The following is a 22,239-nucleotide window of genomic DNA, read 5'->3' on the forward strand; positions in this document are numbered from 1 at the left end:
GATCACTGTCCGTCAGAAGCCCTCGGCCCGCAGTCGCCGCCGGACCCGTGCGCAGCACCGGCGCCTCAGCGTGGCGACGCTCGCCGGGCTGACGCCCAGTTCGGCGGCGACCTGGGCGATCGACAGCTCCGGCCGGTGCGCCAGCAGGTACAGCAGCCGCCGGTACCGGTCGGGCAGGTCGCCGACCACGCTCCACAGCCGCTGATCACGTTCCGCGAGCACGACCCGCGCTTCGGGCGAAGGCTCCGGAGAGCGTGGCACCACCCCGTCTCCCCGCGCCCGCCTGGCGATCATGCGGGCCGCCCGGCGCCGCGCGATGGTGCACAGCCACGCCTCCAGCCGATCGCGATCACGCAGCGCGCACGGATTCCGGAGCAGGACGAGCCACGCCTCCTGGCACGCGTCCTGCGCGTCGGCCTCGGTCAGCCGCCACGCCACCAGCCGCCGGACCACGGCGGGGAAAAGTCTGCGCACCGCGTCGTCCCATTCCTCGTCCCACCACACGGCCGGTCCCTTCCGCCTTGCCCGGCGAACCGCCGGACTTGAACACCGAACGCGACTTCGACGGCACGCTCCGCAGCACGGATCCGGGAAACATCAGGTCAACCGGCATTTGAGTACTTTTCCTCAGCCGCCCGGACGGCCGCCCCGACCCGGTGAAATTCACACTGAGAGTGATCAACTTCGGACAACCGGCCACTGATACCGGTACGCCCGTTCCGCCTTACGGGGTGGATACAACGCCGAAGAGATGAAAGACTCGCCAGCGGTGCTAGAAAGAGGGCAAGCACCGGGGGAACTGCGACCTGGCCGGAAGAGACCCCAGCAAGATCAGCCTTGAGCGGTGTACCGCTTGAGCTTCAGGCGCGGACGGTGGTGGTGGCGATGACCGGCATGGCGGAAGTTCCTCGCCGCGCTGGCGCGCTCGCACCGGCGCACCCGACACCCCCGGCACCCGCCTCCCGCGTGCACGGGCCCCGCCCGTGGGCGGCCCCGCTGCCTCGCCCCGCCGCGCGGATCCTGCTCGCCGGTGGCCTCACCGTGGCGGGCTGGCTGCTCGGCGCGGCGCTCTCGCACTCCACCGCCTCCGCCGACGAGCTCCCGGCCCCCTCCGGTGACGCCACGGTCACGGCCGCCCACCCGGCGGCGAAGCGGGCCCACGGCGAGCACCGCTCCTCTCCGTCCACAACGGACTCTCCGCGCCAAGAAAGCGGTTCCGGGAAGTCGGACACGACCAGGAGCGTGAGTTCCCACGCGACGGTGACCGCGCAGCGGAACAGCGTCGAGGCACCCGTTCCACCGCCTCCCGCCGCGCCCACGACACCGGTACCGGTCGCGACGGCGCCGCCGACGACGACACCGGCTTCCCACTCACCGCGGGTGACCGAGCCGGAACCCGGCGCACCGGGTCCGGCCGTGCGGGAAGACCCGGCGGCCGCGGCGCCGGAAGCGGACGGCTCCGAGCCCGAGGACACCCCGAGTGTCCAGTCGCGACAGGGGCCCGGCCTGCTCGGCGGGCTCGTCGGTGGCCTGGTCGGCATCGTCCGCGACACGCTGGGCGGCGTGGTCGGCACGCTCACCGGAACCACCGGCGCGGTGCTCGCACCGCCGGCGCTCATGCCGCCGTCCTGCCCGTCCGGCCCGATCGCCCGGCCGCCGCTCGGTGACATCCTCGACCCGGTGTTCTCCGGGGGCGGGACGTCCGGCAGCGGCGAGGTCGTCGCCATCAAGCCGGACCTCCGGCTCACCGTTCCCGGGGTGCCGCTTCCGCTCGCCCCGCAGCCCGTACCCGCGCCCGCCCCGGTGTCGTCGGCGACCCCGGCGGCCGTCCCGTCGAAGCACCCGGCGCCGCTCACCCCGGCGCCGCAGGCGTCCGAGTGGCATCCGGCCACCCCGGAAACCGCTCCGGCCGCGCCGGACCGGCCACGTGACCATGGCACCCACGCCAGAACCGACGGCGGTGGCGGAGGTGGCGGCGGGCTGCCCGGCACGCCGAACGCCCCGGTGCTCGCGCCCTCGGCCGGTGTCAGCACCAGCCACGACAACTCCGGCGCCCGTCAGCCGCTGGCCGTGCACCCCCACGAGGCGACTGTCACACAGCTCCGGCTGATCGGCGTCAGCCGCGATCACGCGGCCGACGGCGCGGGCCGGGAAGCCGCCCTTCCCGCGACGTCCCCCGACTGACCGCCGAACCGGGTCGCCGGGGAGAAGAACGCCCAAAACAAGATCAACTCATGGGCGTCGGTCACGTTTTTCCGTGGCGTATCCCCTGATACAGCGCATTATCCGTGATTCCTTCACCTTTTGCTCTGTCCCCTCGCCCAGCGACAAGGGGCGCTTGACCCATCAGCTTCCCGACCGGCCGACCGCGCCCGGCTGGATCGGGTCCTGGTCCCGGCGCCGCGCTGCCCCCGCGGCGCCGGGACCCACACCGGGTGTGGCTCCGGAGGTTCCCGTTCACCGCGCCGAACGGGAACCGTCAAGGCCCGGAGCGCATCCGAACCGCCGGCGCGCTTCCCGGCACGTCGAGGGGCTGTGCCGGGAAGCCGCCGCGGTACCCGCGCCGGCTGACACCGAAGCGGGAAAGAACAGCCGGTGCGCTGGATGCCCATCGACGCCGCCCTCCCTGGAGCGGCCGGACCGGACCCCATCCAGCGCACCGGCTGTTCTGTGTCCACGGCAGGGAACGCGCCGTTCAGGCGATGGGGACCTCGGCCCCGACGGGGGCGGTGCCGCGGACCGACGCGGAAGCCGCGCTGAGCCTGCGGACGGCCTCGTAGAGCCGGTCCGGCGGCTGCGCGAACGGCAGCCGCAGCCAGCGTTCCAGCCCGCCGTGCACCCCGAACCGCGACGCGGGCGCCACCTGCACACCGTGCCCGGAAGCGGCCACCGCGAGACGCGTGCTCATCGCTTCCGGCAGGCGGCACCACAGCGACAGGCCGCCCGGTGGTCGCGCGCACGTCCAGTCCGGGCAGTACCAGCTCAGCGCCTCGATCACCCGGTCCCGGCGTTCGGCCAGCTCCGCGCGGCGCTCGGCCAGCCTGGCGAAGCCGTCCTCGGTGAGCAGTTCCGCCAGCGCGACCTGTTCGAACACCGGTGAACCGAGATCCACCGCGAACCGCGAGGCGACCAGCCTGCCGAGCATCTCCTCCGACGCCCGGATCCAGCCCAGCCGCAGCCCGCCCCAGTGCGACTTCGACGCCGAGCCGACGGTGATCGCCAGATCCCCCGCCGAAGCGGCCAGCGGCGGCGGGCCGTCCAGCGGATCCCCCTCGTAGTCCAGCTCGACCAGGGTTTCGTCGACGACCACCGGTGTCCTGGCCCTGGTCAGCACCGCGCCCAGCCGCTCCCGGCCCTCCGCGTCCAGCCGCAGGCCGGTCGGGTTGTGGAAGTCGACCACGAGATAGGCCAGCCGGGGTGCCGCCTGGCGCACCGCGGCGTCGATCCCGGCGATGTCCCAGCCCCGCGCGCCCGCCGGGTCCAGCGCGACCGGCACCGGGATGGCGTGCGCGGACCGGATGGCTTCCAGCGCGTTCGGGTAGGTCGGCTGCTCGACCAGTACCCGGTCCCCCGGCCCGGTGAGCATGCGCAGGACCAGCACGAACGCGTGATGCGCGCCGTTGGTGACCATCACCTGCGACGCCGAGGTGGACAGCCCGCGGTCGGTGTAGCGCTGCGCGATGCGTTCCCGCAGCGCCAGCAGCCCCCGCTGGTAGTAGCCGTGCTCACCGAGGTGCTCGCAGAGCGCCCGGCGGGCGATGTCGAGCACCCCGGACATGCCGGGCAGCGCGGCGGGTGCCGCGTGCGCGAGGTCGATCAGGTCACCGCCGCCGACGGGCCGCAGCGCACCACCGCGCACCTTCCCCGGCGCCGAGACCCAGGAACCGGCGCCCCGGCGGCTGGCCACGATGCCACCCTCCCGGAGCCGGTCGAGCGCCGCGCCGATCAGCGTCCGGCTGGCCCCCAACGCCTCGGCGAGCTCCCGCTCGGCCGGCAGCCGGGTACCGAGCGGGAGCTGGCCGTCCAGAACCTGCAACTCGATGGCGGCCGCGAGGTCGGCGGCCCCGTGCCGCGAGCCGGTACGCCGCCAAGAGCCCAATAGGACAGCCAATCGAACGCCGGATATCCGTCCACCTAGCGGGACACGTGACTCCATAAAGACCAATTATGCCGGATTGGATCTGGTCTTCAATGCCACTTACGCCGGATAGTGGCACCGTGGCTCAACTCGATCTCCGCACCATCCGCGTCACCCACGCCCCCGTCCGGCGCGGCGCGCAACTGCTCGCCGGAGTCGCCCTCTACGGCGCGAGCATGGCGATGATGACCAGGGCGCACCTCGGTCTCGCGCCATGGGACGTGCTCAGCGACGGGCTCAACAAGCTCACCGGGCTGAGTTTCGGCACGCTCACCGCCCTCGTCTCCGTCGTCGTGCTCGCACTGTGGATCCCGCTGCGACAGCGTCCCGGCATCGGGACCGTCGCCAACATCGTGGTCATCTCCATCGTCGTCGACCTGGTCCGTGCCGTGTTACCGGACCAGCACGCCCTCGGCTGGCAGATCACCCTGCTGGCGAGCGGCATCGTGCTCAACGGCGTCGCGACCGCGGTCTACGTCGGCACCCGCCTCGGCCCCGGCCCCCGGGACGGGCTGATGACCGGTCTCGCGGCACGCACCGGCTGGTCGGTCCGGCTGGTGCGCACCGGGATCGAGGTGACCGTGCTCGCCACGGGCTGGCTGCTCGGCGGGTCGGCCTGGATCGGCACGGTGTGTTACGCGCTGGCGATCGGCCCGCTCACCCAGGCCCTGCTGCCACTGGTGACCTGGCGCACCCCCGCGGCCGCCCGCGCGAAGGACCTGCCAGAGCAGGAACCGGACCGACGGTGCCCAGACGGCGCACACTAGCCCGCCTCGCGTTCCCGCATCGCCCGGCGCAGCGTCAGGTAGTCGGCGCCGTGCCGGGCGAGCAGGTCGGCGGCGACCCCCTGCTGCGCCGCCAGCGCGAGCAGGAGGTGATCCTGCCCGAGGACCTTGTCCCCGTTCTCCATCGCCTGCCGGATACTTCCTTCGATCACCTTCTTCGTCGCGGTCGCGAACGGGAGGTGCGACCGCTTGCCCCGGCGGGCCCGCCCCTGGCCCGGCCCGGCCAGTGCGCCGGGACCGTGGGCCTGCTCGATCCGCTCGACGATCTGCTCGACGTCGATGCCCAGCTCCGTGAGCGCCTCGGCGTCGGTGTCGGTGATCCCGCCGCGACGACGGAACCGGTCGAGCTCCCCGGCGATGTCGTCCCGCGACACGCCGAGCCGGGCGAGCAACCGGGAGGTGTCGCTGTCGCCACTGCGGACCAGTTCGGCCAGCAGATGGAGCGGCTCGATTTCCAGTGACCCCATCTCGAGCGCGAGACGCTGCGCGTCGACGACGGCGAAGCGCGCGTCGGGCGTGAACCGTTCGAACATCAGTGCCTCCCGTGCTTCTTGTGGACCGCCTGCCTGCTGACCCCCAGCTCGGCGGCGATCTCCTGCCACGACCAGCCGTGCACCCGCGCACTGCGGACCTGCACGGCCTCCAGTTGCTCCAGCAGCCGCCGGAGCGCGGCGACGGCGCGCAGCCCCACCCGGGGATCGCGATCGCCCGCTCGCGCGGCCAGGTCCGTTGCCTCAGTCATGATGTCAACTTACGTTGACATCGCCGAGCATGTCAACCTTGGTTGACGTCGTACTACAGTCGCGGGATGCCCGACATCGCGATCGCCGAACGGGCCGGAGTCGGCACGGACGGCGCCGACCGCCCCACCGAAGACCACGTCGTAGTGCTGGACAACGCGGTTCTGCTGCTGGACGGCGCCACCTCGCCGCACCCCGACCTGCCACCCGGCGGCTGGTACGCCGGACTGCTCGCCGCCCGGCTCGCCGACGGCCTGCGCGCCGAGCCGGACGCGGACCTGGCGGACGTGCTCGCCGCCTCGATCGCCGACGTCGCCGCGGCGCACGGGCTGCGCCCGGGGCACGCGCCGTCGAGCACGGTCGCGATGCTGCGCTGGCAACCCGGACTCGTCGAAGCGCTCGTCCTCGCCGACAGTCCGGTCATCGCCTTCGGCCGCTTCGGCGGCGACGCGCTGGACGTGGTGTCGGACGACCGGCTCGTCACGCTACGAGACGACGGCAAGCTCCAGACCGGCGCGGACGTCCGGCGCAGGCGCAACGCCGAGGACGGCTTCTGGGTCGCCGAGGCGGACCCCGGCGCCGCCGCGAAGGCGGTGCGGCGCACGTGGCCGAGGGACGCGGTGGACGTCGCGCTGCTGGCCACCGACGGGGTCTCGATCGGCGTCGACGAATATCACCTGTTCGACTGGCCCGAGGCGCTGCGCCTGGCCCGCGAAGGCGGTCCGGACGCGGTGCTCGACGCCGTCCGCACCGCCGAGAAGCAGGATCCGGACCGCGTGCGCTGGCCCCGCGCGAAACGGCACGACGACCAGGCCTTCGTTGTGGTGGACTTCACCGCCTGTGCGCAAGCTTCCGGGGGAATTCAGGGTCTTCCCTGATCACGGAGGCGCGGCGAACAAGCACCCTGGACACATGGGGATTCAGGAGGAGAGGGGTGAGGCGCCGCGGTCGAGACCGTGGCGCCTCGTCGCACTCGCGGGGATCGGCTGGAGTCTGTTCACCATCACGACACTGCACGTGATCAGCTCGCACAGCCCCGTCTACGACACGCTGTCCAGTTACGCCTACACCGACCGGGGGACCGGCATGCTCGCGGCGAGCGTGCTGTCGCTGGCCATCGGATCGCTGGCGACGCTCGGCGCGCTGCACACCGCCGGGATCCGGCTGTCCAGGACGACCCGGCTGCTGCTGGTGCTCTGGGCGCTCGGCCTGGCCACGGCCGCGGCCTTCCCGGCGAGCTACCCGGCCTTCCCCGACCCGGTCAGCGGCGAGATCCACCTCTACTCGTGCCTCGTCGCGTTCCTCAGTCTGCCGGGCGCGGTCTACTCGATGCTGGACACGCTGCGCGGGCACCCGGAGCGGGCGCTGATCGTCCGCAGGCTGTGGGTGACCGCCGCCGGCTTCGGCCTGTTCGGGCTCAGCTTCGTCCTCGTGCGCCTGGACGAGGCCTACCACGGGGTCTTCCACGTGCTGGCCAACAGCCTGCCGATCGGGATCACGCAGAAGCTGCTGCTCGTGACCGACGTCTTCCTGCTGTGGGGCCTACTGCGGGTCGCCCGCGCCGCCGAGGTCCGCGAGGTCGCCACCGGCCTCGACCGCGGCGGCGAATTCGGGCGCGTAGCCGTACAGGCCGGGCAGGCCGCCGGTGTGCAGGAACACGACGTGGTCCGTGCGGTCGAACCGGCCCCGCGCCGCCCATTCGACCAGCGCGGCGCCCACCTTGCCGGTGTAGACCGGGTCCAGCACGACGCCCTCGGTCCGGCCGAAAAGCCGTAGTGCGGCCCACGTCTCGTCGGTCGGGACGCCGTAGCCGGGGCCGATCGTGGTGTCGCTCATCCACACGTGGTCGAGCGCGGGCGGCGCGACGTCCAGGAGCGCGGCGCCCCCGGCGACCAGCTGGGCCAGGTTCTCGGCGGCTTCGTCGAGCGGATGGCTGACACAGGCGACGTCGGCGTCGAGGCCGCCGAGCAGCGCGCCGCCCAGCGCGACCCCGGCCGCCGTGGCGCCGCTGGCGTGCGGGGTGACGACGCGGGCGCGCTCGATCCCGAGGTCGGCGAGCTGACCGGCCAGCTCCCTGGCCGCCGCGACGTAGCCGAGGGTGCCGAGCGCGTCGGAACCGCCGACCGGGACCGTCGCGACCACGCGTCCCTCGTCGGCGGCTTCGGCGATCAGCCGGTCGTAGACACGGCCGGTCTCCTCGCCGTCGGCGCAGCGGTGCACCCTGGCGCCGAAGAGGCGGTCCAGCGCGAGGTTCCCGGAGCGTTCGTAGGCCTCGCCCGAACGCGGGACCTTCGCGGTGAGGACGAGTTCGCAGCGCAGCCCGAGTTTCGCGCAGGCCGCGGCGGTCTGGCGACCGTGGTTGGTCTGCAGCGCGCCGAACGTGACGACCGTGTCGGCGCCCGCCGCGAGCGCGGCGCCGAGGTGGAACTCCAGCTTGCGAAGCTTGTTGCCGCCCACGCCGAGCGGGTGCACGTCGTCCCGTTTGAGCAGCAGGCTCGGCAGGCCGAGGGCGGCGCCGAGACGCGGGGCGGGGACCAGCGGCGTCGGCAGGCCACCGAGGTCCGCGCGGGGCACGGCGTCGAGCGCGGCGCCCGGGAAACGGTCCAGGTCGAACGTCATCACGCCTCCGCGATCTCGGTGTCCGTCGCGTTCACGGTAGCGACGCCGTCATGCGCCCCAATGTGACGTTCGGTGCGTTGGATGCACCCAATGCCGCATTGGGCGCTCGACCCCGGACGTCACGCGAGCGAACAGCGCGTGAACGGTGGTATTGTTCGTTCGAGCGAACGAGACGGGAGCCGCCATGACCGCCACCCCGCACACCGGCGTCGCGTTCGCCGGGCTCGCCGAGCAGGCACGCCGACTCGCCGAGGGAGCGGTCACCTCCGCCGAGCTCACCGCGGCGGCGCTCGACCGCGCGAAGGCCAGCCAGCCCGTGCTCAACGCCTTCCGCCACCTCCGCGAGGACGAAGCGACGCGCGAAGCCGCCGAGGCCGATCGCCGGCTGGCCGCCGGTGAGCGCGCCCCGCTGCTCGGCGTGCCTATCGCGATCAAGGACGACGTCGACATCGCCGGCCTGCCGACGGCGTTCGGCTGCCCCGGCGAGTTCCCCGCCGCCGTCGCCGACTCCCCCGTCGTCACCCAGCTCAGGAACGCGGGCGCGGTGATCATCGGCAAGACGAACACGCCCGAGCTGGGCCAGTGGCCGTTCACCGAGGGCCCGGCCTTCGGCGCCACCCGCAACCCGTGGCACACCGGGCACACGCCGGGTGGTTCGTCCGGCGGCTCGGCGGCCGCGGTCGCCGCGGGCGTGGTGCCCGCCGCGCTGGGCTCGGACGGCGCGGGGTCGATCCGCATCCCGGCGGCGTGGACCGGGCTGGTCGGGATCAAGCCCCAGCGCGGCCGTATCCGGACCGACGGCGAGCTGTTCCACGGGCTGACCGTGCTCGGCCCGCTGGCCAGGACGGTCGCCGACGCCGCGCTCCTGCTCGACGTCGCGGCGGGGACACGGGAGAAGTTCCTGGCCGCGGCGCACCGCGCGCCGGGCACCCTGCGCGTCGGGCTGTCCACCCGGATCCCCTTCACCGCCACGAAAACCCGGCTCGACCCGGCGGTCAACGCGGCGACGAGGCGGATCGCCGAGACCCTCGCCGAACTTGGCCACGAAATCGTCGAGATCGAGCCGGACTACCGGCTGATCGGGCTGAGCTTCCTGCCCCGCTCGCTCGCCGGGGTGCGCGACTGGACCACCCGCGTCCCCGACCGCGCACTGCTCGACCCCCGCACGCGCGACAACGCGCGTCAGGGCTCCCTGCTCGGCGGGCTGCCGCTGCGGCTCGCGCGCGGCGTGGAACCGGTGCTGCACCGGAAGATCGGCTCGGTGTTCGGCCGCGTCGACGTCCTGCTCACCCCGACCACCGCGACACCGCCGCCCGCGATCGGGCGTTTCGACGGGCTCTCCAACTGGCAGACCGATCAGGCGATCACCGCGGCCTGCCCGTACGCGTGGCCGTGGAACATCCTGGGCTGGCCGGGGATCAACGTCCCGGCCGGGCTCACCCCCGGCGGGCTGCCCGTCGGGGCCCAGCTGCTCGGGCCGTCCCATGCCGAGGAGCGGCTGATTTCCCTTGCCGCGCAACTGGAAGAGGTCGAACGGTGGTCCGAGCGGCAGCCCGCGACGGCGTGGTGAGCACCCGGGACGCCATCCTGCGCGCCACCCTTTCCGTGGTCGGCGAACGTGGCGTCGGGGGCCTCACCAACCGCCGGATCGTCGCCGAGGCCGGGGTTTCGCTCGGCACGCTCACCTACCACTTCCCCAGCCAGACCGCGTTGCTGCGCGAGGCGATGCTGCTGTTCGCCGAGGAGGAGACGGCGAAGCTGGCCGGGCTCGTCGCGGGGTATCACGAGGCGGGGCTGAGCGTCGCGGAGGCGGCCGTGGTCGTCGAGCACGTCATCGCGGAGCTTCCGTTCGGCACCCAGGAACTGGCGCCGCACGAGCTGTATCTCCAGGCGGCGCGGGACCCCGGCCTGCGCGAGGCGTCGGAGCGGTGTTTCGCGGCCTACGACGAGCTGGCGGTGACGATCCTGCGCGCGCTCGACGTACCGGACGCCGAGCGCCTGGCCGGCCCGGTGGTCGCGCTGATCGCCGGACTGCAACTGCGCCGCCTCGCGACCGGCGCCACCGCGGTGCCCGCCGCGGAGCCGCTGATGATGCTCCTGCGCGGCGCGCGGGGCACCGGGTAGATGGCGGCCCCGATCCGCCGGGGCACGGCGGCCTGGCGGTACTTCGGCGACACCCGCGACGCCCTGCTGATGGGCCAGGTCCTGCTGTTGCAGGTCGCGCATCCGGTCGTCGCGGCGGGGGTGCGGGACCACTCGAACTACACCGAGGATCCCTGGACGCGGCTGATGCGCACGGTCGCGTCGCTGTCGATCTACGTCTACGGCGGCGAAGAAGGGGCCCGGTTCGAGGCGGACCGCCTGCGTGAACTGCACCGGAGGTTCACCGGGGTCGACGACGGCCGCCGCTACAGCGCGCTGGACCCGCACGCCTACGCCTGGGTGCACGCGACGCTGGTCAAGGCTCCCGTCGACGCGCAACGGTTCTTCGGCCGTCCACTTTCACCGTCCGAATTGGACGAATACTACGCGCAGATGTGCGACGTGGGGCGGATCCTCGGCGTGCGGGAGCGGGACCTGCCACCGGACTGGGCGGCGTTCGAGCGGTACTACGCGGAGATGGTCGCCGGGTTCACCGGCAACCACGCCATCGACACCCTGCTGGACACCTTCCGCACCGCGCGGAAACCGGCGCGACGACTGCCGGACAGGTGGTGGATTCCCTTGCAGCGCAAGCATCACCACGCGCAGCTGTTCCTGGTCCGCGCCACCCTGCCGCCGGAGTTCCGCGCACGACTGGGTCTACAGTGGACACTCAACGACCAGCGGCGGTTCGAGCGTTTCGCCGCCGTGGTGCGGATCATCGGCACTCTGGTCCCGGTTTCGCTGCGGTCGATCCCGATGCGCGCGGTCGGGCGGCTCAACGTCTGGCTGCGCGCGCATCCACGCGCCTACCGGCTCCTCGTGCGCGCGTAGTGCGCCCTGGCCTTCGCGCGGTTGCCGCAGCGGGCCATCGAACACCACTGCCGGGTCCGGCGGGGTGAGGCGTCACAGAACCGCAGGCCACAGTCGTCGGCGGCGCAGACCCGCACGTCGGCGCCCCCGGTGGCCAGCTCGATCGCGTCGAGGGCCAGCACCGCGAACGCGGCGGCGACCGGATCGGGCGGGGGCGGGGTCTCCCGGCACACCCCGCCGCTCCGGTCGATCCGCAGGCGTGGGGGCAGCGGCGGCGCGGCAGCGGCGGCCTCGTTGACCAGCTGGACGTCGGCGGGAGGCGGCATCGCTTCGCCCGCCACCGCCAGCAGCACCCGGTCGACCGCTTCCCGCAGCGCCCGCGCGGCGATCACCTGGCCGCCGGTCACCGCGGCCGGGCCGAGGGTGAGCCCGGCGAGTTCGAGCCACGCGGCGAGCGCGTCCGGGCCGGTCAGCAGCTCGACGCCGCCGAGGTGCCGCGAGCGGCGGGTGTTGACCAGGTCGAGGCAGGGCCTGCCGCCGTCGAAGACCCACTCGGTGTCCGGGCTGCGCATCGTCACATCCTAACCCTTGCCGCCGGTTAGGAACCGCCCTACTCTCTAACCCCATGAACAGGTTAGAACCAGCCGCCGCGATGGCGACCGCCAACGGACTCCGCATGCACTATCTGCGCGCGGGCGAGGGACCGCCGCTGTTCCTGCTGCACGGCTGGCCGCAGACCTCGCACTGCTGGCACCGCGTGTTCGGCGCCCTCGCCGAGACCCACACCGTGATCGCGCCGGACCTGCGCGGCTACGGCCGCACCGACAAACCACGCGACGGCTACGACAAGCGCACCATGGCCGCCGACGTCGCGGCGCTCGCGGAGGGGCTGGGCTTCGACCGGGTCGCCGTCGCCGGGCACGACCGGGGCGGCCGGGTCGCCCACCGCTGGGCGCTGGACCGGCCCGGCCAGGTCGACCGGCTCGCGGTGCTCGACATCATCCCGACCCGCGAGATGTGGCGGCGCCTCGACAGCGAGCTCGGCCCCGGCTACTGGCACTGGCTGTTCCATCTCCAGCCGGACCTGCCCGAACTGCTCGCCGGGCAGAACGTCGCGGCCTACCTCGGCTACTTCTTCGAGCGCTGGACCCACCAGCGTCAGGGCCTGCGCCCCGAGGACGTCGACGAGTACGTCCGCGCCTTCTCCGCGCCCGGCGCGCTGCGCGCGGGTTTCGACGACTACCGCGCGTCGTTCCCGGCCGACGCCATCGACGACGACGCCGACTTCGAGGCGGGCCACCGGCTCGGCATGCCGCTGCTCGCGCTGTGGGGCGCGAACGGGCTCACCGCCAAGCTGCCAGTGCTCGACATCTGGCGTGCCTACGCCCCGGCCGCCACCGGTTCGGCGATCCCCGAGTGCGGGCACTTCCTCCCCGAGGAACGCCCCGACGAGGTCGTGAAGCACCTCCACGCGTTCCTGATGGACTAAGGGCACGTCCCCCGGACAGATCAGGGGCGGAGATCCCCCGGACTGGGGACAGCGCTTCCCCCGCCGCCGTGACGATTCCCGGCCGGGGTCCCGGTTGACTGATCCGGCAATGGGGACAATACGAAGCCGGCCGCGCGCGGCACTGCTGATCCTGTTGTGCGCACTGGGATTCACACTGGGCGGCGGCGGCGCGCACGCCGACGGCGCGCCCGTCGGCAACGACGTCCAGATCGCGCAGACACTGGGCGAACGCGACCTGACCGTCGTGATCCGGCGCGTCGACACGACACCCGGACCACTGCACGTCGACGTCGTCACGCACGTGGGCAGCGCCGCGGGCACACTGCGCCTGCGCGCTTCCGCGGCGGGCGCGGTGCGGTCGGAGACCGACGTCCGGCTCGGCGCGGAAACCGGGGTGTACAGCGGACTGCTGCGTGTCGAGCAGCCCGGCCCGTGGGAACTCGCGATCGGCGACGAAACCGGCCACACCGCGACGATCCCGTTCATCGTGGCGGCCAGGGTCGTCCCGCCGTGGGAGAAGGCGGCCTACGGCGGGTTCGTCGCCGCGGGCGCGTTCCTCCTGCTCGCGCTGGTGCTGGCGGTCCGTTCGCGACGGACCGGGTACGCACTGGTCCCGGCGGGCGGGATGATCGCCGCACTGGCCGTCGCGGTGACCGGCGCGCTGCTCTCGTCCGGCACGCCGCCGCCACCCGCGCCCGGCACCCGGCTCGACCCGACGCTGGAGAACGTCACCGACCCGTACGCCGACGCCGCCAACGCCCAGCTGTCCACAATGGACTACTCGCGGCCGCCGGTGAACTTCACGGCGCGCGCGGAAGGCACCGTGTCCGGACGAGCGGCGGAACTGCGGCTCGCGTTCACCGACGGGTCGACCGGCCGCCCTGCCGACGACCTGCTCGTGCACGACGACGCCCTGGTCCACCTCGTGGTGATCTCGCCGTCCGGGCGCCTGTGGCACCTGCACCCGGTCCGCGTCGCGCCCGGTGACTACCGGGTCCGGTTCACCCCGCCGGAGGGCGGCACCTACGCCGTCGCCGCGGAAATCGCCAGAAGAGGCGGCGGCGTCCAGCTCGTCCGGTCCACTGTGGACGTCGCGGCCGGGGAAAGCCCCGTCCCCGCACCGATTCCGGACGGGCCGGGCAAACGCGTCGTGGACGGCACCCCGGTCGAGGTCACCACGACCACGGTCACCCCGGGTGTCCCGGTCACGGTCACCGCGCGGTTCGGCACCGCGGATCTCCAGCCCTGGCTGGGCATGCTCGGGCACCTGATCGTCGTCGGACCGCTGCCGGGACCGGATCGGATCGGCGCGGCCGCCGCGACCGCGCCGACCTGGGCGCATGTGCACGCGATGCCACCGTTCGTGCCGGGCATGACGGGAAAGCCGGACGAGACCGTCGCCGCGTACGGGCCGGACGTGCCGTTCACCTACACCTTCGCCGCGCCCGGCCGGTACCGGATCTGGGCGCAGGCCGAACGCGGGTACTCGGTGCTCACCGTGCCCGTCGTGCTCGACGTCCCGGCCGCCGCGCCGGGCACCGGAGGAGGCCGACGATGACCGCCACGAGCACCACCCCGGCCCCGGCCCGGCGACGTCCGGTCGTGCTGATCGCGCTCGTCGCGCTGATCGTCGCCGGCGTCCTCGCCTGGCTGTTCTGGGGCGGGAGCCCGGCCGCGCCGGTGTCCGCCCAGACGACGTCGGGGCCCTACACCGTGCGGCTCACCGGCGCGCAGCCCCGGATCGGCGGCAACGACTTCACCGTCGAGGTCACCGGGCCGGGCGCGGACACGGTGACCGTCGAACCGGTGATGCCGCAGATGGGGCACGCGCTCGCCCCGGTGCCCGCCGGGGCGAGCGGTCCCGGTCGCTACCGCGCCGACGTCGGGCTGCCGATGGCGGGCCAATGGGAGCTCACCGTGTCACTGCGTGGTCCCGCCGGGCCCGCGCAGGTCGTATTTCCCTTGCTGGTCAAGTAGAAGGAGGTCGGGGGATGGATCTCACCGCGCCGGGGGCCGGGGTGGCCACGACGGCACATCGGGCACGCACCGGGCTCGCACCGGCGAGCACGGTGCTCGGGGGTTCGGTGATCTCGCTGGTCGGGCTCACCTGGGACATCCAGTGGCACAGCGACGTCGGACCGGACACGTTCTTCACGCTGCCCCACCTGTTCCTGTACGCGGGCAGCGCGATCGTCGGCCTGGCGAGCCTCGCGGTCGTACTGCTGACGACCGCCGCGCGCCGGGCCGGGCGGCCGGTCGACCCGCGCGTCGGCGGGCGCGCGATCAACGTGTTCGGCCGGACGTTCGCCGCGCCGCTCGGCTACCTCGTCTCCGGGGCGGGGGCGGCGTCGTTCCTGCTCTACGGCCTGTGGGATCAGTGGTGGCACGGACTGTACGGCTTCGACGCGGTCATCGACTCGCCGCCGCACATCGGGCTGCTGCTGTCGATCACGATCTCGATCATCGGGACCGTGATGGTGTTCGCCTCGGCCCGCGAACACCGGTGGGGCGCGCTCGGGGCGCTCGGTTCGCTGTCGGTGCTGCTCGCGTTCAGCACGGTGACCGTGCTCGGGCTGCAGGGGGTCGCGCTCGAACCGGTCGAGGTCGTCCGGGCCGCCACCGCGTTGCTGTCGGTCCTGTTCGTCATGATCGCGGCGGGTTTCCTGCGCCGCACCGGCGCCGTGCTCGGGACCGCGGCGGGGCTCGCGGTGCTGCAGGCGGTGTTCTGGTGGTTCTCGCCGTGGGCTGCCCGCGCGTACGCGGACATGGTCGGCCTCCCGGTGCGGGACTACGTCAGCGGCATCCCCGAGATGCCTTCGCTGATGCCGATGGCACTGCTGCCGGTCGCGGCCGTGCTCGAAGTACTGCTCCTGCTCGGCCGGAAACGCGGCTGGCACACCGGACGGGTGCCGGTCGTCGCGGGCGGCGTCGGCGGGCTGCTGCTCGGGCTGACGCTGATGCTCCAGGCCGGCTGGATCTATCCGATGTTCCACCCGGACACCACGACCGTGCTGGCGACCGGCGCCGCGAGTGGCGTGCTGGGACTGCTCGGCGGGTTCGCCGGGTGGCGGTTCGGCGGGATGCTGCGGCTGCTGGCGCCCGCCACGAAGGGGGAGGACGCGCATGCGTAGGTCACTCACACGAGTACTGGCGGCGCTGGGCACCGTGGCCGGTCTGCTGTTCCTGTCGGCCGCCCCGGCGGGTGCCTACGAGCCGGTGAACATCGTGCACACCGAGCATGTCCAGGCCGGGCCGTACGGGATGACCGTCGGGTTCAGCACCTGGCCGCTACGCGCGATGCAGTCGCTGGACTTCACCTTCATCCCCGACGGCGGTATCGCCGACAAGTCCGGGACGCTGTCGCTGCGGGATCCCGAGATGGACCACTTCTACCGGCCGGCGCCGCTGGCCCGGCATCCCCGCAAGCTCGACGTGTGGGGCCTGGACATCCAGTCACTGCCCTCGCAGGGTGACTGGACGTTCAGGTTCACGATCACCGGCCCGGCGGGCACCGCCACCGGCGAGTTGCCCGGGCTTCGCGTGCTGGAACAACCCGGCCCGCCGATGGGCGTCAGCTGGACGATCAGCACCATCCCGCTGCTCGTGCTCGCCGCGCTGGTGGTGCTCGCCTGGCGCCGGACCCGCTCCCGGCTGCGCGGTGGCGGGCTGCCCGCCACCGTCTGATCGCCGGTACCCGTGAGGGCCGTCCCGGACGTCCGAGACGGCCCTCACGGCTGTCCACCGGCCGAATTCGGGCAGGAGTGACGAACGTCACCCGATTGGTGTAGACCAGGAGGCGTCAGGCGGCGGGCAGGTCGAACTGCCCGGCCTTGACGGCGACGAGGAAGGCCGCCCACTCCCCCGCGTCGAACACGAAGACCGGACTCCCCTCGATCTTGGTGTCCCGCACTCCGACCAGGCCCTCCCTACCCAGGTTGACCTCGACGCAGTTCCCGCCGTTGGGTTCGCTGACGAACGACTTCTCCCAGGCGGACTCGTCAAACAGGGACACGGCCGTGTTCGGATCGTAATCCGCTACCGACGGATAATCCGCCATGGGTCGTACCTCCGGGCTTCGATGGGGGCGCGGTCGTCGCTTCGATCAAAGCCGCACGTCCCCGGGTATTTCTTCAGCTCTATGGACTAGTCCGCGCGGCCAAGCGGGTGATCAACTCGACTTGACCTCGACATGAAGATTATTCCAGTTGTAGGATTAATCGCAGCGGCCGGGGCGACGATAGTTCGTGAATCGCCAGCAACTCGTAGCTCGCCGGCAACGAGCGACGAGAGTCCTTGACCGCGACCCAGCCACCGCCGACCTCATGGGGGAGGATCAGCGTGATCATCCAGGACAGCGCGCCACCGGGCGCGCTGGTTGTGGGCAGGCTCGCACGAGGAACCGCGGGCGAATCCCGCCGAGTAGTGCACGTTTTCCCTGCTGACGCCGTCGCGGACACCGGCGAGCTGATCACCGGACGCTGCGGGGAAGCGCTTACCCGCGCCGACGTCGAGTGGGTCCGGCCGGGGACCGGGATGCCCTGCGAAGGCTGTCTCGGCTTGCAGGGCACCGGGATGGCCCGGTACCCGCGACCAGAAGTGGGGGTGTGATCCGATGGCTGTCCGGCTTACTTCGCTGTTCCGCCGTGAGCAGGAACACACACGGACCGGACGCCGGGCGATCGCCCACGAACTCCGCAACCGTTTCGGTTTCAGCCTGATCCAGGCGCCGCTGCGCAGGCAGCCGACGCTGAGCACGGAGCTCGACCTGCCGGAGCCGCGCGTGCCCCGGCACGACCCGATCCGCACCACGCGCCCGCTCGAAACCCAGCTCGACCTGACCCACCTGCTGCCGAGGCACATCGGCACCCACGTCTGACCGCCCCACCACACAAGTGAGCCCCGGGTACCTCCGGACCCGGGGCTCCTTGCTGTCCTCGTGCGGGTTCGCGGCTCAGGGTTTGCGGCCGAGGCCGCCGATCAGGCCGGAGAAGGTGGGGTCGGGAGCGAGCCGCTTGCTGGCCTTCGATTCGGCCTCGTCCAGGTGCCACTCCGGCAGCCAGGCGATCCCGGGTTCGACGAGGTCCAGACCTTCGAAGAACTCCGAGAACTCCGCGCGGCTACGCAGGTGGAAGGGCGTGCTGGACTCCTTGTACTGCTCGCGGATGCGTTCGCGGCTTTCGGCGTCGTTGGTCGGGACGCCGTCGCCGGTCAGGTGCGAGGACAGGAAGTACGAGCCCGACGGCAGCAGCGAGAGGTACTGCCGCACGATCTGCTGCGCCGGTTCGTCCGGGCCGAGGAAGTAGAGGACACCGACCATGATCAGGCCGACCGGACGGTTCGGGTCCAGCACGCCGGTGTCCAGCGCGCGGCGCCAGATGTCCGACGGGTTCCGCAGGTCGCCCTGCAGCACCGCGTGCCGCGAGGCGACGCCCTCGCGCTCGAGCAGGATCTGCGAATGCGCGACCGCGACCGGTTCGATGTCGACGTACACGCAGCGCGCGTTCGGGTTCACCGACGCCGCGACCTGGTGCACATTGCCCACCGTCGGCACGCCGGACCCCAGGTCGAGGAACTGCTCGACGCCGTTGCGCGCCAGGTAGCGCACCCCGCGGCCGAGGAAGTCACGGCCGACCCGCGCCACCGTCTTGATCATCGGGAACGTCTGCACGGCGCGCTCGCCGAACTCGCGGTCGATGGCCCAGTTCGCGTCGCCGCCGAGGAACCAGTCGTAGATGCGGGCGGCGTTCGGGCGTTCGAGGTCGACGCCCTCGGGGGCGTCCGGCTCCGGTACCTGTGTCATGCCCGGGGTTCCCTTCGGCAGACGGGGAAAGCGCAGGGCGTCACCCTACAAGAAACGCTTTCACCTTCTGCCCCGGGCGCGGGGCTACATCTGGCCTCGATAGACCTCGGCGAGGTCCTTGAGGAACTGCCGGGTCTCCTGCCGCTCCAGCGCGGCGCCGCGCAGCCTGTCCCAGGAGTCGACGAAGATGTTGAAGTCCTTGACGTCGTCCAGGTACAACCCGCCCGCGGAGTGCTCGATGTAGACGAAGTCCCGCGTGCGGTCCGGGAAGCGCATGATCGTGAAGTCGTTCGGCACCGACGCCAGCCGCGCGCCGAAGGGCAGCACGTGGATGTACACCCGAGGATGCCGCTCCATGCCCAGCAGGTACTCGACCTGGTCCAGCATCACCGCGGGCGCGTGGCCGCCCGGTGCCCGGCGCAGCGCGCCCTCGCTGATGATGAACCGGTAGTAGGGCGGCTGCTGCTGTTCGAACACCGACTTGCGGTCGAGCCGGTTGCGCACCAGCGACGTCACGTCGGTGGCGCCGAACTCGGTGAACTGCTTGAGCATGTAGTGCTCGGACTGCAACGGCCCCGGGATCCGTTCACCGTGCCAGGTCAGGATCTCCGCGGCCGCGGGCTCCAGATCGGTGAACGTGCGGAACCAGTGCGGCACCACCGACCGGTAGCCGGACCAGTGCCCTCGTTGCCCGGCCGCGGCGCGGGCCAGGTTCATCAGCGTGTCGGCCTCTTCGCCGTTGATCCCGAACGCGTTCAGCATCGACCGCACATCTCCGAGCTTCACCCCGACCGCTCCGGACTCGATCTTGTTGACCTTGCCCTGGGTGCAGCCGAGTACCTCGGCGACCTGCTGCTGCGTCATCCGCGCCGCGTTACGAGCATGCCGGAGCTCGTTGCCGAGCTGCTTCCGGCGCGAGGTGACGGTGCTGGCCATCGCCTTGCTCTCCCGGACTAGAACGAGGACGGAGGCGTGTGCCGCCGTCCCTGCGCGAACTTCGAATCACCCAGGCTAGTACTTCACCTTGCGGGGTTCGATGATGACACCGGGCAGCGTTCCAGGAAACGACGCGGAACGCCAGTCACCCCAGGTGTCACTCGCCTGGACCAGCATGTATCGGTCTTTTCGGGCAAAGCGACGCCTTCGGCGTTCCGGCATAGTGGCCGGGTGAACGATCGGTCCCCCTCCGCCGCGTCCGTCCAGCAGCTCGCCGAAGGCGCTTACGGCTACGTCCAGCCGGACGGCTCCTGGTACATCAACAACTGTGGTTTCGTCAGTGGCGGCGACCACACCGTGCTGATCGACACCTGCGCGACCGAGCGCCGGACCCGCGCGCTGCTCGCCGCCGTCGAGACCACCACGGGCGGGCGGGCGGCCACCGTGATCAACACCCATCACCACGGCGACCACACGAACGGCAACTACCTCACCGGCGGCGCGACGATCATCGGGCACCGCCGGACGCGCGAGGAGCTGCTCGCCACCGGCATCCAGACCTACGACGGCCTCTTCACCGGCAGCGACTGGGGCCACCTGGAACTGCGGGTGCCCGACGTGGTCTTCGACGACCGGCTGACCGTGTACGCCGGGGACGTCGAGCTCCAGCTCATCCACCCCGGGCACGCCGCGCACACCACCAACGACGTGCTCGTCTGGCTGCCCGCGCAGCGCGTCCTCTACTGCGGCGACCTGGTGTTCAACGGCGGCAGCCCGTTCGCGGTGATGGGCTCGGTGGCGGGCTGGCTGGCCGCGCTCGACCTCGTGCGCGAGCTCGAACCGCTGACCATCCTCCCCGGGCACGGACCGGTGTGCGGGCTGGAGCAGGTCGAGGTCGTCGCGCGGTATCTCCGGTTCGTCCAGGAGACCGCCGAGCGGGGCCGCTCCGCCGGGCTGACGCCGCTGGAGCTGGTGCGGGAAACCGACCTCGGCGAGTTCGCCGTGCTGGCCGAACAGGAACGCCTGGTGGGGAACCTGCACCGCGCGTACGCCGAACTCGACGGCGGGGCTGTCCTTGGCGCGCCGATCGACCTGGCCGCCGCGTTCACCGACATGGTGATCTTCAACGGCGGCGCGCCCATCCGCTGCTTCTCCTGAGCGCGGGAGCCGCCGGATCCGGCCAGGACTAGTGTCTGAATCGAGAGAGACGAGTGTTCTCGAAGGGGCTGTGCGAATGAGCAAGAAAGCGAGCATCGGGGTCACCGGGCTGGCGGTCATGGGCCGGAACCTGGCACGCAACCTGGCCCGGCACGGGCACACGGTCGCCCTGCACAACCGGTCGGAAGCGCGGACCCGCGCACTGGTGGACCGGTTCGGCGACGAGGGCGAATTCATCCCCGCGTACTCCGCGCAGGAGTTCGTCGACGCGCTGGAGCGGCCGAGGCAGGTCGTGATCATGGTCAAGGCGGGTGCGCCGACCGACGCGGTGATCGAGGAGTTCGCCCCGCTGCTGGAACCGGGCGACGTCATCGTCGACGCGGGCAACGCGCACTTCGCCGACACCCGGCGCCGCGAGGCGTCGCTGCGCGAGCGGGGCCTGCACTTCGTCGGCACCGGTGTCTCCGGTGGCGAGGAGGGCGCGCTGCACGGGCCGAGCATCATGCCCGGCGGGTCGCCGGAGTCCTACGCGTCGCTGGGGCCGCTGTTCGAGGACATCTCGGCGAAGGTCGACGGCGAGGCGTGCTGCACGCACGTCGGGGCGGACGGCGCCGGGCACTTCGTGAAGATGGTGCACAACGGCATCGAGTACGCCGACATGCAGCTCATCGCGGAGTCGTTCGACCTGCTGCGCGGCGCGGGCGGCTACTCCCCCGCCGAGATCGCGTCGGTCTTCCGGACGTGGAACACCGGGCGGCTGGAGTCCTACCTGATCGAGATCACCTCCGAGGTGCTGGCGCACGTCGACCCCGGCAGCGGCAAGCCGTTCGTCGACGTGGTCGAGGACGCCGCGGAACAGAAGGGCACCGGGCGCTGGACCGTCCAGATCGGACTCGACCTCGGGGTCCCGATCTCCGGGATCGCCGAAGCGGTGTTCGCGCGTTCGCTGTCCGGTTCGACTTCGCTGCGTTCCGCCGCTCGCGGTCTCGGCGGGCCTTCGCGGTCGCCGCTGTCCGGGGCCGCCCTGGACCGCTTCGCGGACGACGTCGAGCAGGCGCTGTACGCGTCGAAGGTGGTGGCGTACGCGCAGGGGTTCAACCAGATCCAGGCCGGGGCGACCGAGTACGGCTGGGACATCGACCTCGGCCGCGTCGCGGCGATCTGGCGTGGTGGCTGCATCATCCGGGCGAAGTTCCTGAACGACATCACCTCCGCCTACGCCGCCGAGCCCGCGCTGCCGACGCTGCTGACCTCGGGTGGCTTCCGCAAGGCCGTCGAGGACGCCCAGGACTCCTGGCGCTCGGTGATCTCGACGGCGGTGTCGCTGGGCATCCCGACCCCGGGCTTCTCGACCGCGCTGGCCTACTACGACGGCCTGCGCGCGGACCGGCTCCCGGCCGCGCTGGTGCAGGGGCAGCGGGACTTCTTCGGCGCGCACACCTACCGCCGGGTGGACATGGCCGGCTCGTTCCACACCGCGTGGGCCGCCGACGGACGCCCCGAATCCCCCGCCTGAGCCGAAGCTGGCCGCTGGGCCACCGAGGGACGCCTTCGGTGCGCTCAACGCAGCGAGGGACGCCCTTGGTGCATCCAACGCA

Annotated in this window: 24 protein-coding genes and 1 pseudogene; 16 read left to right on the top strand and 9 right to left on the bottom strand. The window is 72.2% G+C overall.

Translation table 11 applies throughout. From position 1 onward, the window contains the following. Window positions 1-12: 12 nt before the first annotated feature. Window positions 13-504: an RNA polymerase sigma factor gene (locus ABD987_RS24070; RefSeq protein WP_345397832.1), complete on the bottom strand. Its 492-nt coding sequence runs from the start codon at window positions 502-504 to the stop codon at window positions 13-15. Between the two features lie 381 nt (window positions 505-885). Here ABD987_RS24070 and ABD987_RS24075 point away from each other — a divergent pair, with 381 nt between their 5' ends. After that, window positions 886-2,184, top strand: coding sequence for a hypothetical protein (locus ABD987_RS24075; protein ID WP_345397835.1), 1,299 nt, complete (start codon window positions 886-888; stop codon window positions 2,182-2,184). Between the two features lie 511 nt (window positions 2,185-2,695). Here ABD987_RS24075 and yczR read toward each other — a convergent pair. Then, on the bottom strand, window positions 2,696-4,156 hold the full coding sequence (yczR, locus tag ABD987_RS24080) for a MocR-like transcription factor YczR (RefSeq protein ID WP_345397838.1): 1,461 nt from the start codon (window positions 4,154-4,156) through the stop codon (window positions 2,696-2,698). 62 nt (window positions 4,157-4,218) lie between these two features. On the opposite strand from yczR, the gene yczE reads away from it, so the two are divergent. Beyond that, complete coding sequence (yczE, locus tag ABD987_RS24085; protein ID WP_345397841.1) at window positions 4,219-4,905, top strand: membrane protein YczE; 687 nt, start codon at window positions 4,219-4,221, stop codon at window positions 4,903-4,905. Here the strand turns inward: yczE and ABD987_RS24090 are convergent. Both ABD987_RS24090 and ABD987_RS24095 read right to left on the bottom strand, forming a co-directional pair. After that, on the bottom strand, window positions 4,902-5,456 hold the full coding sequence (locus ABD987_RS24090; RefSeq protein WP_345397843.1) for a Clp protease N-terminal domain-containing protein: 555 nt from the start codon (window positions 5,454-5,456) through the stop codon (window positions 4,902-4,904). The genes yczE and ABD987_RS24090 overlap by 4 nt on opposite strands. Further along, entirely contained in the window at window positions 5,456-5,665 is a 210-nt protein-coding gene (locus tag ABD987_RS24095; RefSeq protein WP_007030823.1) for a sigma factor-like helix-turn-helix DNA-binding protein, read from the bottom strand. Before ABD987_RS24095 ends, ABD987_RS24090 begins: the two co-directional genes overlap by 1 nt. Before the next feature lie 66 nt (window positions 5,666-5,731). Here ABD987_RS24095 and ABD987_RS24100 point away from each other — a divergent pair, with 66 nt between their 5' ends. Both ABD987_RS24100 and ABD987_RS24105 read left to right on the top strand, forming a co-directional pair. Then, window positions 5,732-6,541, top strand: coding sequence for a hypothetical protein (locus tag ABD987_RS24100; protein WP_345397848.1), 810 nt, complete (start codon window positions 5,732-5,734; stop codon window positions 6,539-6,541). Between the two features lie 34 nt (window positions 6,542-6,575). Beyond that, window positions 6,576-7,181 (top strand): annotated as a pseudogene (locus tag ABD987_RS24105) (DUF998 domain-containing protein); the annotation flags it as partial. Between the two features lie 24 nt (window positions 7,182-7,205). On the opposite strand, the gene ABD987_RS24110 reads toward ABD987_RS24105, so the two are convergent. Beyond that, window positions 7,206-8,282 carry a pyridoxal-phosphate dependent enzyme gene (locus ABD987_RS24110; protein WP_345397851.1) on the bottom strand — a complete coding sequence of 359 codons (1,077 nt, stop codon included), beginning with the start codon at window positions 8,280-8,282 and terminating at the stop codon, window positions 7,206-7,208. A gap of 184 nt (window positions 8,283-8,466) precedes the next feature. Between ABD987_RS24110 and ABD987_RS24115 the strand changes: the two genes are divergently transcribed. The 3 genes from ABD987_RS24115 to ABD987_RS24125 are packed head-to-tail and all read left to right on the top strand — an operon-like array spanning window position 8,467 to window position 11,258. Then, window positions 8,467-9,852 (top strand): amidase, encoded by a 1,386-nt coding sequence (locus ABD987_RS24115; protein WP_345397854.1) that lies wholly within the window; start codon window positions 8,467-8,469, stop codon window positions 9,850-9,852. Then, window positions 9,819-10,406 carry a TetR/AcrR family transcriptional regulator gene (locus ABD987_RS24120; RefSeq protein ID WP_345397857.1) on the top strand — a complete coding sequence of 196 codons (588 nt, stop codon included), beginning with the start codon at window positions 9,819-9,821 and terminating at the stop codon, window positions 10,404-10,406. The genes ABD987_RS24115 and ABD987_RS24120 overlap by 34 nt, the downstream gene beginning before the upstream one ends. After that, on the top strand, window positions 10,407-11,258 hold the full coding sequence (locus tag ABD987_RS24125) for an oxygenase MpaB family protein (protein ID WP_345397860.1): 852 nt from the start codon (window positions 10,407-10,409) through the stop codon (window positions 11,256-11,258). Here the strand turns inward: ABD987_RS24125 and ABD987_RS24130 are convergent. Then, the gene (locus ABD987_RS24130) at window positions 11,234-11,809 is read right to left on the bottom strand and encodes a CGNR zinc finger domain-containing protein (protein ID WP_345397863.1); all 576 of its coding nucleotides are present in this window, start codon (window positions 11,807-11,809) and stop codon (window positions 11,234-11,236) included. The two genes, ABD987_RS24125 and ABD987_RS24130, sit on opposite strands and share 25 nt — an antisense overlap. Window positions 11,810-11,862: 53 nt before the next feature. On the opposite strand from ABD987_RS24130, the gene ABD987_RS24135 reads away from it, so the two are divergent. The 5 genes from ABD987_RS24135 (at window position 11,863) to ABD987_RS24155 (ending at window position 16,431) form a co-directional block, all read left to right on the top strand. Continuing rightward, complete coding sequence (locus tag ABD987_RS24135; RefSeq protein ID WP_345397866.1) at window positions 11,863-12,726, top strand: alpha/beta fold hydrolase; 864 nt, start codon at window positions 11,863-11,865, stop codon at window positions 12,724-12,726. A gap of 109 nt (window positions 12,727-12,835) precedes the next feature. Next, window positions 12,836-14,305, top strand: coding sequence for a hypothetical protein (locus tag ABD987_RS24140; protein ID WP_345397869.1), 1,470 nt, complete (start codon window positions 12,836-12,838; stop codon window positions 14,303-14,305). Then, the gene (locus ABD987_RS24145) at window positions 14,302-14,724 is read left to right on the top strand and encodes a FixH family protein (protein WP_345397872.1); all 423 of its coding nucleotides are present in this window, start codon (window positions 14,302-14,304) and stop codon (window positions 14,722-14,724) included. The genes ABD987_RS24140 and ABD987_RS24145 overlap by 4 nt, the downstream gene beginning before the upstream one ends. A 14-nt stretch (window positions 14,725-14,738) precedes the next feature. After that, the gene (locus tag ABD987_RS24150; RefSeq protein WP_345397875.1) at window positions 14,739-15,878 is read left to right on the top strand and encodes a hypothetical protein; all 1,140 of its coding nucleotides are present in this window, start codon (window positions 14,739-14,741) and stop codon (window positions 15,876-15,878) included. Then, entirely contained in the window at window positions 15,871-16,431 is a 561-nt protein-coding gene (locus ABD987_RS24155) for a hypothetical protein (RefSeq protein ID WP_345397878.1), read from the top strand. The genes ABD987_RS24150 and ABD987_RS24155 overlap by 8 nt, the downstream gene beginning before the upstream one ends. A gap of 115 nt (window positions 16,432-16,546) precedes the next feature. Here ABD987_RS24155 and ABD987_RS24160 read toward each other — a convergent pair whose 3' ends face one another. Then, the gene (locus ABD987_RS24160; RefSeq protein WP_345397881.1) at window positions 16,547-16,804 is read right to left on the bottom strand and encodes a DUF397 domain-containing protein; all 258 of its coding nucleotides are present in this window, start codon (window positions 16,802-16,804) and stop codon (window positions 16,547-16,549) included. Window positions 16,805-17,085: 281 nt separating this feature from the next. Between ABD987_RS24160 and ABD987_RS24165 the strand changes: the two genes are divergently transcribed. Beyond that, window positions 17,086-17,355 (top strand): hypothetical protein, encoded by a 270-nt coding sequence (locus tag ABD987_RS24165; RefSeq protein ID WP_345397884.1) that lies wholly within the window; start codon window positions 17,086-17,088, stop codon window positions 17,353-17,355. Between the two features lie 4 nt (window positions 17,356-17,359). Further along, window positions 17,360-17,623 carry a hypothetical protein gene (locus ABD987_RS24170; RefSeq protein ID WP_345397887.1) on the top strand — a complete coding sequence of 88 codons (264 nt, stop codon included), beginning with the start codon at window positions 17,360-17,362 and terminating at the stop codon, window positions 17,621-17,623. A gap of 75 nt (window positions 17,624-17,698) precedes the next feature. On the opposite strand, the gene ABD987_RS24175 is transcribed toward ABD987_RS24170, so the two are convergent. Together ABD987_RS24175 and ABD987_RS24180 are read right to left on the bottom strand one after the other, a co-directional pair. Then, window positions 17,699-18,547, bottom strand: coding sequence for an SAM-dependent methyltransferase (locus ABD987_RS24175; protein ID WP_345397890.1), 849 nt, complete (start codon window positions 18,545-18,547; stop codon window positions 17,699-17,701). Window positions 18,548-18,631: 84 nt separating this feature from the next. After that, entirely contained in the window at window positions 18,632-19,483 is an 852-nt protein-coding gene (locus ABD987_RS24180; RefSeq protein ID WP_345397893.1) for a helix-turn-helix domain-containing protein, read from the bottom strand. A gap of 231 nt (window positions 19,484-19,714) precedes the next feature. Here ABD987_RS24180 and ABD987_RS24185 point away from each other — a divergent pair, with 231 nt between their 5' ends. Beyond that, the gene (locus tag ABD987_RS24185; RefSeq protein WP_345397897.1) at window positions 19,715-20,641 is read left to right on the top strand and encodes an MBL fold metallo-hydrolase; all 927 of its coding nucleotides are present in this window, start codon (window positions 19,715-19,717) and stop codon (window positions 20,639-20,641) included. A gap of 76 nt (window positions 20,642-20,717) precedes the next feature. Then, window positions 20,718-22,157, top strand: coding sequence for an NADP-dependent phosphogluconate dehydrogenase (gene gndA / locus ABD987_RS24190; RefSeq protein WP_345397900.1), 1,440 nt, complete (start codon window positions 20,718-20,720; stop codon window positions 22,155-22,157). Window positions 22,158-22,239 lie beyond the last annotated feature (82 nt).

This window comes from Amycolatopsis samaneae (assembly GCF_039541975.1).
GTDB classification, from domain to species: Bacteria; Actinomycetota; Actinomycetes; order Mycobacteriales; family Pseudonocardiaceae; genus Amycolatopsis; species Amycolatopsis samaneae.

What these genes read in the sequence shown, in the direction of transcription:
- ABD987_RS24075 (WP_345397835.1), top strand. Translation starts at nt 886, where the DNA reads ATGACCGGCATGGCGGAAGTTCCTCGCCGCGCTGGCGCGCTCGCACCG.
- yczR (WP_345397838.1), bottom strand. Translation starts at nt 4,156, where the DNA reads ATGGAGTCACGTGTCCCGCTAGGTGGACGGATATCCGGCGTTCGATTG.
- ABD987_RS24090 (WP_345397843.1), bottom strand. Translation starts at nt 5,456, where the DNA reads ATGTTCGAACGGTTCACGCCCGACGCGCGCTTCGCCGTCGTCGACGCG.
- ABD987_RS24095 (WP_007030823.1), bottom strand. Translation starts at nt 5,665, where the DNA reads ATGACTGAGGCAACGGACCTGGCCGCGCGAGCGGGCGATCGCGATCCC.
- ABD987_RS24100 (WP_345397848.1), top strand. Translation starts at nt 5,732, where the DNA reads ATGCCCGACATCGCGATCGCCGAACGGGCCGGAGTCGGCACGGACGGC.
- ABD987_RS24110 (WP_345397851.1), bottom strand. Translation starts at nt 8,282, where the DNA reads ATGACGTTCGACCTGGACCGTTTCCCGGGCGCCGCGCTCGACGCCGTG.
- ABD987_RS24115 (WP_345397854.1), top strand. Translation starts at nt 8,467, where the DNA reads ATGACCGCCACCCCGCACACCGGCGTCGCGTTCGCCGGGCTCGCCGAG.
- ABD987_RS24125 (WP_345397860.1), top strand. Translation starts at nt 10,407, where the DNA reads ATGGCGGCCCCGATCCGCCGGGGCACGGCGGCCTGGCGGTACTTCGGC.
- ABD987_RS24130 (WP_345397863.1), bottom strand. Translation starts at nt 11,809, where the DNA reads ATGCGCAGCCCGGACACCGAGTGGGTCTTCGACGGCGGCAGGCCCTGC.
- ABD987_RS24135 (WP_345397866.1), top strand. Translation starts at nt 11,863, where the DNA reads ATGAACAGGTTAGAACCAGCCGCCGCGATGGCGACCGCCAACGGACTC.
- ABD987_RS24140 (WP_345397869.1), top strand. Translation starts at nt 12,836, where the DNA reads ATGGGGACAATACGAAGCCGGCCGCGCGCGGCACTGCTGATCCTGTTG.
- ABD987_RS24145 (WP_345397872.1), top strand. Translation starts at nt 14,302, where the DNA reads ATGACCGCCACGAGCACCACCCCGGCCCCGGCCCGGCGACGTCCGGTC.
- ABD987_RS24150 (WP_345397875.1), top strand. Translation starts at nt 14,739, where the DNA reads ATGGATCTCACCGCGCCGGGGGCCGGGGTGGCCACGACGGCACATCGG.
- ABD987_RS24155 (WP_345397878.1), top strand. Translation starts at nt 15,871, where the DNA reads ATGCGTAGGTCACTCACACGAGTACTGGCGGCGCTGGGCACCGTGGCC.
- ABD987_RS24160 (WP_345397881.1), bottom strand. Translation starts at nt 16,804, where the DNA reads ATGGCGGATTATCCGTCGGTAGCGGATTACGATCCGAACACGGCCGTG.
- ABD987_RS24170 (WP_345397887.1), top strand. Translation starts at nt 17,360, where the DNA reads ATGGCTGTCCGGCTTACTTCGCTGTTCCGCCGTGAGCAGGAACACACA.
- ABD987_RS24175 (WP_345397890.1), bottom strand. Translation starts at nt 18,547, where the DNA reads ATGACACAGGTACCGGAGCCGGACGCCCCCGAGGGCGTCGACCTCGAA.
- ABD987_RS24180 (WP_345397893.1), bottom strand. Translation starts at nt 19,483, where the DNA reads ATGGCCAGCACCGTCACCTCGCGCCGGAAGCAGCTCGGCAACGAGCTC.
- gndA (WP_345397900.1), top strand. Translation starts at nt 20,718, where the DNA reads ATGAGCAAGAAAGCGAGCATCGGGGTCACCGGGCTGGCGGTCATGGGC.